Origin of the sequence: Microbacterium stercoris (genome assembly GCF_017592545.1) — a bacterium.
In the GTDB taxonomy this organism is placed as follows: Bacteria; Actinomycetota; Actinomycetes; order Actinomycetales; family Microbacteriaceae; genus Microbacterium; species Microbacterium stercoris.
In genome coordinates, this window is record NZ_JAGFOA010000001.1 from 871,305 (window position 1) to 886,088 (window position 14,784).

The window sequence follows — 14,784 nt, forward strand, 5'->3', positions numbered from 1 at the left end:
CGCCCGGCGGGAGGCAAGGCCCGCGCACGGCGTCAACCCCCTTTTCCCGGGCGGGCGGATCCGGTCGCATGGGGGCATGACAGCGTTCGGCTATCACTGCTCGCACGAGCAGATCTCGCCCTCGCGCCTGCTGCGGCATGCGCTCCACGCGCAGGACGCCGGGTTCGACGCGGCGATGTGCTCCGACCACCTCGCCCCCTGGCTCCCCGAGCAGGGGCACAGCGGCTATGCCTTCGCGTGGCTGGGGGCCGCGCTCCAGGCGACCGATCTGCCCTTCGGCATGGTCACCGCCCCGGGGCAGCGCACCCATCCGGTGACGACGGCGCAGGCGCTCGCGACCCTCGCCGAGATGGCGCCCGGCCGGTTCTGGGCCGCCCTCGGCTCGGGCGAGGCCCTCAACGAGCACATCACCGGAGACCCGTGGCCGGATCACGCCACCCGCCGAGCGCGGCTGCGCGAGTGCGTCGAGGTGATCCGGGCGCTGCTGGCAGGCGAGGAGGTGTCGCACAACGGTCTCGTCACCGTCGACCGCGCGCGCATCTGGTCGCTTCCCGCCGAGGCGCCCGCGCTGATCGCCGCCGCCGTGTCGCCCGAGTCGGCCGCCGAGCATGCCGCCTGGGCGGATGGCCTCATCACCGTCGGATGCGACCCGCGGGCGGCTGCGAAGGTGCTCGAGGCGTACCGCGAGGCCGGGGGCCGGGGGCCCGCCCGCCTGCAGGTGCACCTCGCGTTCGCACCCACCGATGCCGAGGCTCTCGCGATGACCCGCAGGCACTGGCGCAACGCCGCGGTCACCGCGCCCGACTGCTGGGACATCGACACCCCCGAGGCCCTCGCGCGCCGCGCGGAGGGCGTGACCGACGAGCAGCTCGAGGCGGGCGTGATCGTGTCGTCGGATGCGTCGATCCACCGCGACCGCCTCGCCGAGCTCGCCGACGTCGGCTTCGACGCGCTGATGCTGCACCAGGTCGGCGCCGACGAGTCCGACCAGGCGGCGTTCATCGACGTCTTCGGCGAGCGGGTGCTGCCCGAGCTGCGAGGTGCCGAGTGACGCGCTTCCGCATCTCGCCCGACCAGATGCTCGCGGGGGCGGCGCGCGCGCCCATCCCGATCGACGCCGCCGACCTGTGGTGGCGCCACGCGGTCTTCTACTGCCTCGACATCGAGACCTTCCAGGATTCCGACGGCGACGGCATCGGCGACATCCCGGGCCTCATCTCGCGGCTGCCGTACCTCGCCGACCTCGGCGTGACCTGCCTGTGGCTGATGCCCTTCTTCCCCACGGCCGACCGTGACGACGGCTATGACATCACCGACTTCTTCGCGGTGGATCCGCGGTTCGGCACGCTCGGCGACATGGTCGAGCTCATCCGCGTCGCGCGGGGGCACGGCATCCGGATCATCATCGACTTCGTCATGAACCACACGTCCGAGCGCCATCCCTGGTTCCAGCAGTCGCGCCGGTCGACCGACGACCCGAAGCGCGACTGGTACGTGTGGCGCGACGAGCCGCCGAAGAATCCGGATCCGCCCGTCTTCCCCGGCGAGCAGGAGTCGACCTGGACCCGCGACCCCAAGACGGGCCAGTACTACCTGCATCACTTCCTCGAGACCCAGCCCGACCTCAACGTCGCGCTGCCCGAGGTGCGCCGGGAGATCGACAAGAACCTCGGCCTGTGGCTCGAGCTCGGCATCTCGGGCTTCCGCATCGACGCCGTGCCGTTCCTGTTCGCGAGCGGCGACGGCGACTCGGGCGCGCGCGGATCCAACGCGGGCGGCACGGGCGCCGACGGCACCGAGGGCCATCCGTACTCCGGATCGGATCATCTCGCCCGCATCCGCGGCTTCGTCTCGCGTCGCAGTGCGGAGGCGTTCCTGCTGGGCGAGGTGAACCTCCCCTATGACCAGCAGACCGCGTGGTTCGGCCAGGCGCGCGACGGTCTGCAACTGCAGTTCGACTTCCCGGCCATGCAGCAGCTGTACCTCTCGCTCGCGCGCGGGGACGCCCGTCCGCTCGCCGAGATGCTCACGCAGCGGCCCGAGGTCGACACCGCGCAGCAGTGGGCCAACTTCGTGCGCAACCACGACGAGCTCACCCTCGATCAGCTGCCCCCGAAGGAGCGCGACGAGGTGTTCCGGGCCTTCGCCCCGGATGAGGGCATGCGCCTGTACGACCGGGGCATCCGGCGGCGCCTTCCGTCGATGCTCGGCGACGAGCGCGCCGTGCGCATGGTCTACGCCCTCACGTTCGCGCTGCCGGGCGCGCCGATCCTCTTCTACGGCGAGGAGATCGGGATGGGCGAGAACCTCGATGAGAAGGGCCGGCTCGCCGTGCGCACCCCGATGCAGTGGACCCGCACGGGCGGGTTCTCGACGGCGCGTCGGTCGCGGTGGCGGCGTCGCCCGCCCGAGGGTGACTACGCGCCCGAGCGGGTGAACGTCGAGGATCAGCTCGCCGACCCGGGATCGCTGCTCGCCCACATCCGCGAGGTGATCGGCCTGTATCGCTCGACGCCCGAGCAGTCCTGGGCGGCGCTCGAGGTGCTGCAGGGCGGGCCGTCCGAGGTGCTGGGGCACATCTGCCGCGGCGAGGACTGGGCGATGCTCGCGCTGCACAGCTTCTCGGACGAGGGCACGTCGATCCGCGTGACCGTGAACGCCGAGGACGCCGTGCTCACCGACCGCGTCACGGGCGAGGTGATCGACGCCGCATCGCCGTTCTCGATCGACCTGGAGCCCTACGGCTGGCGCTGGTTCCTGCTGCACCCCGCCGACGCCACGGTGCGCATCCGCTGATCCGCCCCCGTCGAGCCCCGCGCCTGCGCCTCGTTCGTCGAGCGAGCGCAGCGAGTCGAGACGCCCGCGCCCGCCCCGCCCGCTCAGCCCGCCGAGACGATGGCCGTGAGCTCCTCGAGGTAGCGCTGGGCCTGGGCGCTCGGCTGCACGCCCGTGGGCGCGATCCAGCCGACCTCGATGGCCTCATCCACCTCCAGCGGCACGGCGACGATCTCGCTGTGGTCGAGCTGCGCGCTGAGCACACCCGTCGAGATCGTGTATCCGTTCAGCCCGACCATGAGGTTGAAGATCGTGGCGCGGTCGGAGACCCGGATCGCCTTCGGCACGATCTCGGTGCTCAGGATCTCCTCCGCGAACGCGAACGAATTGTGCTCGCCCTGGTCGAACGACAGGCGAGGGTAGGGCGTGAGGTCGTCGAGGCGCACCTTGCGCTTGCGGGAGAGCGGGTTGCCGCGCGCGACGAACACGTGGGGCGCGGCGGTGAACAGCGGCGTGAAGGTGAGCCCGCGGTCGTGGAACAGCCGCTCGAGCACCGACCGGTTGAAGCCGTTGCGATACAGGATGCCGAGATCGCTGCGCAGTGTCGCGACGTCCTCGATGATGTCGTGGGTGCGCGTCTCACGCAGCGTGAACTCGTACTCCGAGGCCTCTGACGCCGCCACCATCCGCACGAAGGCCTCGACGGCGAACGCGTAGTGCTGGGTTGAGATCGCGCACAGCCGGCGCGAAGGCTTGCGGCCCGTGTACCGCTGCTCGAGCAGGTCGGCCTGCTCGACGACGTGGCGCGCGTATCCCAGGAACTCCACACCGTCCGGCGTCAGCGTCACGCCCTGTGGCGTGCGACGCAGCAGTTCGAGCCCGACGGACTGTTCCAGATCCTTCATGGCCTTCGACAGGCTCGGCTGGGCGATGTACAGCTCGGTCGCGGCGCGGGTGACGGATCCGGCCTGCGCGACGGCGATGAAGTGCCGCAGGCGCTGCAGGGTCAGGTTCGGTTCCACCCGGCCAGTATGTCGCAGCCCCGCGCACACCCCTCCGTTCGTCGAGCGAGCGAAGCGAGTCGAGACGCCCAAGCCCGGCGCCCATCCCCCTCCGTTCGTCGAGCGAGCGAAGCAAGTCGAGACGCCCAAGCCTCGGCGCGGGGGTTGTGGCCTGCGCCGGGTCTGGGCGTCTCGACTCGGTCGTTCCTCCCTCGCTCGACGAACGAGGGACGAACGAGCGGGGCGGATCAGGCGCGCGTCACCTGCACCACCGACGGGCGAGGGCCGCCCCACTTGCCCTGGCGGAGGGATCCGGGCTCGATGTAATCGGGGAAGTAGGAGTTCTGCGCGCCCCACGACCCGTCCTCGCCCGGGTGCTGCACGGCCACGAAGACGCTGCCGTCGCGGTCGTGGATGACCGGGCCGCAGGTCTCGCCGTCGCGCGGCACCGAGAGGAACTGCTGCACCTGGCCGCGCCGCGGTCCCTCCAGGGGCACGCGGAATAGCCCGTCGCCGTAGCCGATCGTGCCGGGCGCCCCGTCGGTCGAGATCCAGAGGTTGCCCTCGGAGTCGAATGCGAGGTTGTCGGGGCACGAGATCGGTGACACCTGGTCGGCCGGGAAGCCCGCGAAGTACGTCAGCGGGTTCACCGCGGGGTCGCCGGCGAGGATGAGGATGCTCCATCCGAACCGCGTCGAGGTGTGGTCGCCACGCGCCTCGGTGATCTCCACAACGTGGCCGTCGCGGTTGCTGTTGCGCGGGTTGGCCTCGGTCGCGCCCTCCTTCGCGCCGAGCTTGCCGCGGTCGGTGTTATTGGTGCACGCGACATAGATGCGCCCCGAGACGGGGTTCGGCTCGACGTCCTCGCAGCGGTCCATCTTCGTGGCGCCGACGGCGTCGGCGGCGAGGCGGGTGTTCACCAGCACCTGGTCGATCGTGAAGCCCGGCACCTTGCTGACGCCGTTCACGTGCAGCGCCACCCACTCGCCGGTGCCGTCGAAGGCCCCGTCGGAGGGCAGTGCGCCGGTGCCGAGGATCTCCGACGTCGGCGAGTCGCCCGTGAAGCGCGCCACGTACAGGGATCCCTCGCTCAGCAGCGCCTTGTTGTGGCGGCGGTCGCGGGCCGAGTTGCCCTTGCGGAACGTGTTCTTCGACACGAACTTGTAGAGGTAGTCGAAGCGCTCGTCGTCGCCCATGTACGCCACGGCGTGCCCCGAGCGGCTGATGGTGACGTTGGCGCCCTCGTGCTTGAAGCGGCCCATCGCGGTGTGCTTGACGGGCGCCTCGTCGGGCGCCTCCGGATCGACCTCGACGATCCAGCCGAAGCGGTTCGGCTCGTTCTCGTAGCCGGGCTGGCGCGCATCGAAGCGCGGGTCGACGGCCTCCCAGCCGTACGACGACGCCTTCTCGGTCAGGCCGTAGCGCTTGTGGGCGTCGCTCGTGCCGACCGCCCGGAAGTACCCGTTGAAGTTCTCCTCGCCCGAGAGGATCGTGCCCCACGGGGTGGTGCCGCCGGCGCAGTTGCCGAACGTGCCCACCGGATGCGTGCCCGACGGATCCGCGACCGTCTTGAGCAGGTCGGATCCGGCCGCGGGGCCGTCGAAGACGAAGGTGGTGTCGGCCGTGATGCGGCGGTTGCGCCGCGCTCCGACGACGTACGACCACGGCTCGCCCTTGCGGCGACGCTCGAGCTCGACGACGGAGAGGCCGTGCGCGGCCTTCGACACACGCAGCTGCTCGAGGCGCTCCTCCTCCGACGCCGCGGGCGGGAACATGATGCCGGCGTTCGTGTACTCCTGGTTCGCCACGAGAACCGCCTCGCGGCCGTTCGGGGCGACGAGGATGTCGAGGTAGTCGTTGTTGTAGCCGAACTGGCGCGCCTGCTTCTCGGCCGTCTGGGCGTGGGGATCGAACGCGTCGGCGCGGTCGAAGAGCGGGTCGCCCCAGCGGATGATCGGCGTCCAGCGGAACCCCTGCGGCACGGTCAGGGCGTCGACCGAGGCCGGCACGGGCGCGATGGGGGTGAACCCGAAGGCGGCGCCCCCGCCGCGACGGGTCGTCGCCGCGGTGGCCGGGGCGCCGCCCGCGACCGCCGAGGTCAGCACGAGCGCGCTCGCCGCGGCCGCGCCGCCCGCGAGCACCGCGCGCCGGCTCAGCACCGCGTCGGCGATGTCGCGGAAGTATCCGTTCGACGACGTGTTGGGCACCGGGTGGAAGCACGCGTTGTCGCACTTGTAGAGACAGGTGACCGGGCTGCGCTTGCCGTGCGTGGCGCCGGTCATCAGCAGCTTCAGCTGCGGGCGGTCGGATCCGGGGGCGGGGGATGTCAGGGTCATGCGCCTCAGCGTCCTCCGGCCGTCTGAGGGGCGCGCGACGTGACGGTGAACGCGGGGTGAACGACGGAGGGGCCGCATGGGGAGGTGTCCCCATCCGGCCCCTCCGTCACCGCGTGACGCGTGGGCAGCGCGGCCGGATCAGCCGCCGAGCGCCGCCGAGACGACCGCGCGGGCCTCATCCTGCACCTGCTTCAGGTGCTCGTCGCCGAGCAGCGACTCGGCGTACAGCTTGTAGACGTCTTCGGTGCCCGACGGGCGCGCGGCGAACCACGCATGCGCGGTCTGCACCTTGAGCCCGCCGATGGCCGCGCCGTTGCCGGGCGCCTGCGACAGCTTGGCGGTGATCTCCTCGCCGGCGAGCGTGGTGGCCGACACAGCCTCGGGGCCGAGCTTTCCGAGGGCCGCCTTCTGATCCGGCGTGGCCGGGGCGTCGACGCGCTGGTACGACGAGGCGCCGTACTCGGCCTCGAGCTCCGCGTAGCGCTGCGAGGGCGTTTTGCCCGTCACCGCAAGGATCTCCGCGGCCAGCAGGCAGAGCAGGATGCCGTCCTTGTCGGTGGTCCAGACGCTGCCGTCCTTGCGCAGGAACGAGGCGCCCGCCGACTCCTCGCCGCCGAAGGCGACGGATCCGTCGATGAGCCCCGGCACGAACCACTTGAAGCCCACCGGCACCTCGAGCAGCGTGCGGCCGAGGGAGGCGGCGACCTTGTCGATCATCATCGACGAGACGAGCGTCTTGCCGACCGCGGCGTCGGCAGACCAGCCCGGGCGGTGGGAGAAGAGGTACTCGATCGCGACCGCGAGGAAGTGATTCGGGTTCATCAGGCCGGCGTCGGGCGTGACGATGCCGTGGCGATCGGCGTCCGCGTCGTTGCCGGTCAGGATGTCGAAGTCGGCCTTCTTGGCGACGAGCGAGGCCATGGCCGACGGAGACGACGGATCCATCCGGATCTTCTCGTCCCAGTCGAGCGTCATAAAACGCCAGGTCGGGTCGACATCCGGGTTCACGACCGTGAGGTCGAGGCCGTGCACCTCGGCGATCAGCGCCCAGTACTCCACGGATGCGCCACCGAGCGGATCGGCGCCGATGCGCACGCCGGCGCGGCGGATGGCGTCGAGGTCGATGATGTCGGCGAGGTCGCGCACGTACGCGTCGCGGAAGTCGTAGCCGCCGGCCGCCAGCGCGTCGAAGTCGATGTCCGAGAAGCGCTCGCGCGCGACGCCTTCGAGACCCGCCTCGATCAGCTGGTTGGCGCGCTGGGCGATCCACGAGGTCGCGTCGGTGTCCGCGGGGCCGCCGTGGGGCGGGTTGTACTTGAAGCCGCCGTCGGCCGGCGGGTTGTGGCTCGGGGTGACGACGATGCCGTCGGCGCGGCCCGCGTCATCGGCCGCGCGCCCCTTGTTGTAGGCCAGGATCGCGTGGCTCAGCGCCGGCGTCGGCACCCAGGCGTCGCGCGCGTCGATGCGCACGTCGATGCCGTTGGCGACCAGCACCTCGATGGCGCTGCGTTCGGCGGGCAGCGAGAGGGCATGGGTGTCGCGTCCGAGGAACAGCGGGCCCTGGATGCCCTGCGCGCGCCGGTAGTCGACGATCGCCTGCGTGGTGGCGAGGATGTGCTGCTCATTGAAGCTCGTGGTGAGGCTCGATCCGCGGTGACCGCTCGTGCCGAAGGCGACGCGCTGCGTGGGCACCGACGGATCCGGGATCCGGTCGTAGTACGCGTTGATCAGCTCGTCGACATCGATGAGATCGGATGCGTCAGCGGGATGTCCGGCTCGGCTCGTCATGGCGCACAGTCTTCCACGTCGCCGCGGCTGCGCCATATGGGGCGCCCGCGCTTGACAGCGAGGCCCCGGTTCGACAGACGGCGACGGGTCGCGGTGCCGACCTCACCGCGGGAACACCGCGGATTCGCCGAATCGGGTCGATTTACGGGCCCACTCGGCGGGAGGTGTGCCGTAGAGGCTCCTGATCAGTGGGACAGCAAGCCGGGAATCGCGCTGTACGCGTGTGACGATGACGCGGCTCTCCGACCCGCGCACAGCCGCGCGGGCGAACGAAAGGACGAAGTCGTCTTCATGTTGCAGGATGTCGCAAGAACACCCGTCAGCAAGACCTGGATCGCGATCCTGTGCTTCCTCATCGTCGTGTTCGAGGGATACGACATCGTGGCGCTCGGCGCGACGATCCCGGTGCTCACCGATCCCGCCGTGGGCGGCTACTCGGTCGAGGCGATGAACTGGGTGAACACGTTCTCGCTCGTCGGTGTCGGCGTGGGCGCCGCGTTTATGGGGCGCCTCGCCGACCGGTTCGGCCGTCGCCGTCCGCTGCTGCTCGCCGTGCTCGTGTTCTCGGTCTTCACCCTGCTGTTCCCGCTGATGCCGGATCCGGTGCTTATGGGCGCCGTGCGCTTCATCGCGGGCCTCGGCCTGGGCGGATGCATGCCCGTGGCGCTCGCGATGATGCAGGAGAACGCTCCCGTCGGCCGGCGCGCGCTCGCCAACAACCTGCCCATGGTCGGCTACCACCTCGGCGCAGTGCTCGCCTCGCTCGCGGGCCGCGCGGCGGGGATCGAGTGGTCGGCCCTCTACTACCTGGGCGGCGGGCTCGGGCTCGTGCTGCTCGCCGTGCTCTGGGTCAAGCTGCCCGACGCCGATGCGGCCCCGGCGGGAGCGGCGCGCAGCACCTTCTCGGACGTGGTGAAGGCGAAGTACCTGCGCTCGTCGATCGGGCTGTGGATCGCGGCGTTCATGGGCCTTGTGCTCGTCTACGGCCTCAACGCCTGGTTGCCCAAGATCATGGGCGCCGCCGGCTATCCCGTCGCCGACTCGCTGGTCATGCTCTTCGTGCTCAACCTCGGTGCGATCGCCGGGCTGATCATCAGCGCCTTCGCCGCCGACGCCAAGGGCATCAAGGGCGTCGCCGTGCTGTGGTTCGCGGCCTCCGCGCTGTTCCTCGTGCTCCTCGCGATCCCGTTCGGCAGCCAGGTGGTGCTGACCGCCGTGATCTTCGTCACCGGTGTGTTCGTCTTCAGCGCGCAGAGCCTGATGTACGTCTACGCCGGGCACGTCTACCCCCGCGACCTCGTCGCGACCGGCATCGGGCTGGCATCCGGCATCGGGCGCTTCGGCGCGATCGTGGGCCCGTACATCACGGGCCTGATGGTGGCCGCGGGCACCGCGTACCCGGGAGCCTTCTTCCTGTATGGCGGCGCCGCGGTCATCGCGGTGCTGGTCATCCTGCAGATGCCGAACCCGCGCAGGGCCGCCGTGGATGACGCCGCGCAGGCGCGGGCGGAGCGCGTCTGACCGCTCTCGCGAGGGGCTCCGCCCGTCGCCGACCGAGGTGGTCGCGGCGGGCGGGGGCGTCCGTGGGAGGTTCGAGCGCGGCGTTAGTCTTGTGCGCATGTCGCCCAAAGCCGCTCCCCGTCGCACCTACAGCTACCTGGGACCGGCCGGCACCTTCACCGAGGCGGCGCTCAGCCAGGTGCCCGAGGCTCGCGGTCAGATCTGGCGGCCCGTGCACAACGTCGCCGAGGCGCTCGCCGACGTGGCAGCCGGCCGCAGCGACGGCGCGATGATCGCGATCGAGAACTCGATCGACGGAGGCGTCTCGACCGCGCAGGACGCCCTGGCGAAGATCCCGAATCTGCGCATCGTGGGCGAGTACCTCGTGCCCGTCTCGTTCGTGCTGGTCGCAAAGCCCGGCACCAAGCTCGAGGACGTGTCGCTCGTCGCCGCCCACCCCGTCGCCTACGCGCAGTGCCTGGGATGGCTGAGCGAGCACCTGCCCGAGCACCAGCACGTGCCGGCGGCCAGCAACGTCGCCAGCACGATCGGCGTGCTCGACGGCACGTCCGGCGCGCAGGCCGCGATCTCTCCCCCCGGGATCACCGACCACCACGACGTCGAGGTGCTCGCCGAGGCGCTCATCGACAACCCGGATGCGGTCACCCGCTTCCTGCTCGTCACCGGACCCGTGCCGCCGCCCGCGCCGACGGGCGCCGACAAGACGAGCGTCATCGTCGAGCTGCCCGAGGACCGCGCCGGAACCCTGCTCGAGATGCTGGAGCAGTTCTCGACGCGCGGCATCAACCTGAGCCTCATCCAGTCGCGTCCGATCGGCGACTCCCTCGGGCGCTATCGCTTCGTCATCGACGCCGACGGCCATGTCGCCGACGAGCGGATGGCCGACGCGCTGATGGGCCTGCGTCGCTTCAGCCCGAAGGTGGTCTTCCTCGGCTCGTATCCGCGGGCCGACCGCGCGATCATCAAGTACTCCGACCACTACAGCGACGAGGTCTTCGTCGAGGCGCGCGACTGGCTCCGCGGCCTCATCTCGGGCGAGCCCGACGTCTGAGCCGCGCTCCCCGCGCGGTGCCGCGCTGCGCGCCGCGCGGAAGGTATGAGAGATGGCGGTTCCGGGAGCCCGGGGCCGCCATCTCTCATACCGTCCGGTGCCTGTGGAGAGTGAGCGAGGGGCGCACGCCGGATCCGGCACCGTGAGGGGATGACGAGACGCCCCCTTCCCGAGGCGCTGGGCGCCGCGTTCTCCGTTCGCGAGGCGCGGGAGGCCGGCATGACCCGGTGGCGCACACGAGGTCCGGATCTCCGCTCCACCGCGTATGGCGCGCGGTCTCGCCTCGACATCGCTCGCGATCCGGATCCGGATCGACCTCCGGTGGCGAGGGAACGTGACCGGGTGCTGGCTCGCGCGCGCGAGCTCGCCACCGTGCTCTCCGAGCACGCCTTCTTCGCCGGGATCACGGCGGCGATGGTGCACGGCATCCCCCTCCCGGCGCACCAGCACTCGGAGCCGTGGCGCCGGGCCGCATCCGGTCCGCGCGAGCTGAGGCCTCTGGTGGTCGGCGTGCACAAGCCGCGCTCCGTGGTGCGCCGAGCGAACGTGCGGGGCATCCACGTGGATCCCGCCCTGGCACCGGTCGTGGAGGTCGACGGCATGCGGGTGACCGATCGAGCGGCGACGTGGGCGATGCTCGGCACCGAGCTGGAGGAGCGCGATCTCGTCATCGCCGCGGATCACCTGATCCGGATCCCGCGTCACCCCGGCGGGTTCCGGCCGCCCGAGCGCGCCGCATACGCCACCCGCGATCAGCTCACGGCCGCGATCGGCCGGCGACGCGGCGCCGAGCGACTGCGCCGCGCGCTCGCCCGCGCGCGCACCGGAGCGTCTTCCCCGCGAGAGACCGAGCTGCGGCTGATCCTGGTCGAGGCCGGCCTGCCTGAGCCCAAGCTCGACTACGACGTGGTCGCGCCGGACGGATCCTTCGTCGCGTGTCTCGACCTCGCATATCCGGCGTTGAGGGTCGGCATCGAGTACGACGGCAGCGGCCACCGCACGCAGGCGCAGTTCGAGCGGGACATCGCCAAGCGCGAGTGGCTGTCCGACCTGCACTGGGACGTCGTCCACTTCACGGCGGCGGACTTCCGCGGGCGCCGGGATCCGTCGGTGTGGATCACCAAGCGCGTTCGCGACGCCATCGCCCGGCAGGAGCGCGGAAAGGTATGAGAGATGGCGGTTCCGGGAGCCCGGGGCCGCCATCTCTCACACCTTTGCCCGACGCTCAGGCCGGCAGGTGCTCCGCGAGCAGCTCGAGCGTCTGGACGCGGCCGACGGAGGCGTCCAGTGCCTCGGCGGCGTACGACCCGGCGGCGGGGCTGATCATGACCTCGTCGACGCCGTGCTTCCCGGCGAACTCCGCGAGACGCGCCGCGACATCCGCTGCCGCGCCCACGAACCAGCGCGCGCGGTTCTGCGCGACCATCGACTGCTCGAGGGCATCCGAGTCGGCGGCGAGCGCCTCCTCGACCGTCTCCAGCGGGCGCATCGGCTTGTTGGTGCGCAGGCGCGCGAACTGGCGCAGCTGGGGGAGGGCGCGCTCCTCGGCCTCCTCCGCGGTGGGCGACGCCACCACGTTGGCGGTGATGAACGACTTCGGCTCCTGCAGCACGTCCGAGGGCGTGAACTGCTGCCGGTAGAGCGACATCGCCCGCTCGAGGCCGTCGCCCGCGAAGTGGTTCGCGAAGACGTAGGGCAGGCCCTTGGCCGCGGCGAGCGTGGCGGAGTAGTCGGATGATCCGAGCAGCCAGACCTCGGGCGATCCCTCCGCCGACGGGGTGGCGTGCACGCCGTACTCGCCGCCGCTCGTGAAGCGCAGCGTGGCCCCCTCGGGGCTCGCGAGGGCCTGGATGTCGGCGACGTGCTGCGGGAACTGATCCACCTCGCTCGTGGTGCCGGACCGGCGCAGCAGCTGGGTGATCACGGGGTCGCTTCCCGGGGCGCGGCCGATGCCGAGGTCGATGCGGCCCGGGGCGAGCGCCTCCAGGGCGGCGAACTGCTCGGCGACGATCAGGGGCGCGTGGTTCGGCAGCATCACACCGCCGGATCCGACCCGGATGCGCCGCGTGCGCACCGCCGCGGCCGCGATCAGCACGGGCGGGGCGGTCGAGGCGACCGCGGGCATGTTGTGGTGCTCGGCGAACCAGTAGCGCCGGTAGCCGAGCTCGTCGGCGCGCTGCGCGAGCGCCATCGACGCCTCCACCGCCTGCGCGCTCGACTGCCGCGTGCCGTCCGGCAGCGACCGCACGGGCACCAGATCGAGGACCGACAGGGCAGGGTTCCGCGTCTCGCTCATCCTCGTGCGCAACCATCCCGATCCGGATCGCATTCCCGCGACGGCGGTCGCACGGCGCGTCGGGCGGCGCGTCGGGCGCCTCCTTCGAGCCATCGACGGCGCGAGCGCGACGTCGTCGCGACGGGGTCGGGCGACTCCTACGACGCCGCAGATAGCCTGAAAACATGAACGCCGAGATCTTCTACGTGCTCGTCGGTGCGCTCGCGGTCGGAGCGTTCGCGCGATGGCGTGGGCTTCCGGCGCCCCTGGTCGTGACGGTCGCGGCGGCGCTTGTGTCGCTGATCCCGGCGGTTCCCCTGATCGACATCGACGGTCATCTGCTGCTGAATCTGACGCTGCCGCCGCTGCTGTACTCGGCGGCGCTTGAGGTCTCCTTCACCGGCTTCGCCCGCAGCCTGCCGCACATCCGGCGCCTCGGGGTGGGCCTGGTGCTCACCACAACGGTCGCGGTCGGCCTGGTCGCCTGGTGGATCATGCCCGAGCTGGGGCTGGCCGGCGCGCTGCTGCTGGGGGCGATCGTCGGACCGCCGGATGCGGTGTCGGCCGCCGCGATCGGCCGCAAGCTGGGGCTGCCCCGCCGGCTGATGACCGTGATGTCGGGCGAGAGCCTCATCAACGACGCCACCTCGCTCGTGCTGGTGCGCGTGTTCGCCGCGGTCGTCGCGGGCGCGGCCGTGACCGTGTGGGACGGCGTCTGGCAGTTCATCGTCGCGGTCGTGGTGGGTGTGGGCATCGGCCTCGCCTTCGGGCTGGTGCTGCACAAGCTGCGCGTGCACCTCGACGATCCGGTTGTCGTCGGCACCGCGGGCCTGATCGTGCCCTTCGGCGCCTACGCCATCGCCGAGCACCTGGGCGGATCCGGCGTGCTCGCGGTCGTCGCGATGGGCCTGTTCGTCGGGTTCCAATCTCCGAAGACGAGCTACACGACCCGTCAGCAGGATCGGCCGATCTGGCTGTCGGTCGACTTCCTGCTCGAGAGCTTCGTGTTCGCCTACATCGGTCTGCAGCTGCCGCACGTGCTGCTCGAGCTCGGCCGCGACAAGGCGGGGGTCACGATCGCGCTCTCGGCCGGAGTGCTGGCGACCGTGCTGCTGATCCGTCCCCTGTTCGTCTACGCGAGCTACGCGTGGGGGCGCATGTGGCAGGGCATGAAGATCATGCGCTGGAAGCACTCGGTCGAGGCGTTCCGCCAGAATCCGGATCATCCGGGCGCTCGCCTCATCAGGAAGCGCCGGGCCGCGCTGGCACGGCGTGGGATCGAGGTGAACGAGCGCAACCTCCGTCAGCGTGCGTTCGAGCCGACCCTGTCGGTGCAGGAGCGGGCCGTGCTGTCGTGGGCGGGCATGCGCGGCGTGGTGACGCTGGCGATGGCCGCGGCGCTTCCCGACCTGACCGCGGAGGCGATGCCGCACTCGCACGTGCAGAAGCTCATCGTCGTGGCCTTCGTGGTCACGGTCGGCACGCTGCTGCTGCAGGGCCTGACGCTCGCGCCGCTGATCAAGCGGCTCGGCGTGGGCGACGACGACGAACGCCGCCAGGACGACCGCCAGGTCGAGGCCATCCGCGCCCGCAACCTCGAGGTCGGCAAGGCCTACCTCCGCGCCAACCGCGAGGAGTGGGTGCACCGCTTCGGGCCGGAGGCGATCGGCCGGTTCGATGAGCTCGCGCTCGCGCTGGTGCGCGTCGAGCGCGGCTCGGAGAACGCGGCGGAGGTGCTCGACGAGCAGCCCGAGTCGCCGGCCGGTCCGACGCGCGACGACGTTGTGGCCCTGCGCCGTGGCTGGCTGGACTGCCGCCGCGCGACCCTCATCGAGGAGCGCGACCGCGGCAACCTCGGCGAGGAGGTCATGCGCGAGCTGATGACCGCGCTCGACGCCGAGGAGCTCGCCCTCGACACCCGCGGCGCGATCGCGCGCGACTGATCCCTCGCGAGGAGATCTCCCCGCATCCGGGCGGCCCCGCCCGATCCGGCCCTCGGGAAGGGAGATCTCCTCGCGAGGCGCCGCCCGCGGCGCC

At 71.3% G+C, this 14,784-nt stretch carries 10 protein-coding genes; 6 read left to right on the top strand and 4 right to left on the bottom strand.

Features of this window, described 5'->3' with window-relative positions; translation table 11 throughout:
• Window positions 1-76 precede the first annotated feature (76 nt).
• On the top strand, window positions 77-1,051 hold the full coding sequence (locus J5V96_RS03925) for a TIGR03885 family FMN-dependent LLM class oxidoreductase (protein ID WP_208500310.1): 975 nt from the start codon (window positions 77-79) through the stop codon (window positions 1,049-1,051).
• The gene (locus tag J5V96_RS03930; protein WP_307793471.1) at window positions 1,048-2,796 is read left to right on the top strand and encodes an alpha-amylase family protein; all 1,749 of its coding nucleotides are present in this window, start codon (window positions 1,048-1,050) and stop codon (window positions 2,794-2,796) included. Before J5V96_RS03925 ends, J5V96_RS03930 begins: the two co-directional genes overlap by 4 nt.
• Before the next feature lie 83 nt (window positions 2,797-2,879).
• On the opposite strand, the gene J5V96_RS03935 is transcribed toward J5V96_RS03930, so the two are convergent.
• From J5V96_RS03935 to pgm, 3 genes are all read right to left on the bottom strand, one after another.
• Window positions 2,880-3,797, bottom strand: a complete 918-nt coding sequence (locus tag J5V96_RS03935; protein WP_208500311.1) for a LysR family transcriptional regulator — start codon at window positions 3,795-3,797, stop codon at window positions 2,880-2,882.
• A gap of 227 nt (window positions 3,798-4,024) precedes the next feature.
• The gene (locus J5V96_RS03940) at window positions 4,025-6,112 is read right to left on the bottom strand and encodes a PhoX family protein (protein WP_208500312.1); all 2,088 of its coding nucleotides are present in this window, start codon (window positions 6,110-6,112) and stop codon (window positions 4,025-4,027) included.
• A gap of 138 nt (window positions 6,113-6,250) precedes the next feature.
• Window positions 6,251-7,900, bottom strand: a complete 1,650-nt coding sequence (gene pgm, locus J5V96_RS03945) for a phosphoglucomutase (alpha-D-glucose-1,6-bisphosphate-dependent) (RefSeq protein WP_208500313.1) — start codon at window positions 7,898-7,900, stop codon at window positions 6,251-6,253.
• 291 nt (window positions 7,901-8,191) lie between these two features.
• Here pgm and J5V96_RS03950 point away from each other — a divergent pair, with 291 nt between their 5' ends.
• From J5V96_RS03950 to J5V96_RS03960, 3 genes are all read left to right on the top strand, one after another.
• Window positions 8,192-9,421, top strand: coding sequence for an MFS transporter (locus J5V96_RS03950; RefSeq protein WP_208500314.1), 1,230 nt, complete (start codon window positions 8,192-8,194; stop codon window positions 9,419-9,421).
• A gap of 97 nt (window positions 9,422-9,518) precedes the next feature.
• Window positions 9,519-10,472 (top strand): prephenate dehydratase, encoded by a 954-nt coding sequence (gene pheA / locus J5V96_RS03955; protein WP_208500315.1) that lies wholly within the window; start codon window positions 9,519-9,521, stop codon window positions 10,470-10,472.
• A 150-nt stretch (window positions 10,473-10,622) separates the two neighbouring features.
• Window positions 10,623-11,642 carry a putative endonuclease domain-containing protein gene (locus J5V96_RS03960; protein WP_208500316.1) on the top strand — a complete coding sequence of 340 codons (1,020 nt, stop codon included), beginning with the start codon at window positions 10,623-10,625 and terminating at the stop codon, window positions 11,640-11,642.
• A gap of 55 nt (window positions 11,643-11,697) precedes the next feature.
• Here the strand turns inward: J5V96_RS03960 and J5V96_RS03965 are convergent, their stop codons facing one another.
• Window positions 11,698-12,768, bottom strand: coding sequence for an LLM class flavin-dependent oxidoreductase (locus J5V96_RS03965; RefSeq protein WP_208500317.1), 1,071 nt, complete (start codon window positions 12,766-12,768; stop codon window positions 11,698-11,700).
• A 164-nt stretch (window positions 12,769-12,932) separates the two neighbouring features.
• Here J5V96_RS03965 and J5V96_RS03970 point away from each other — a divergent pair, with 164 nt between their 5' ends.
• Window positions 12,933-14,690, top strand: a complete 1,758-nt coding sequence (locus J5V96_RS03970; protein ID WP_208500318.1) for a cation:proton antiporter — start codon at window positions 12,933-12,935, stop codon at window positions 14,688-14,690.
• The last annotated feature ends 94 nt before the right edge of the window (window positions 14,691-14,784 follow it).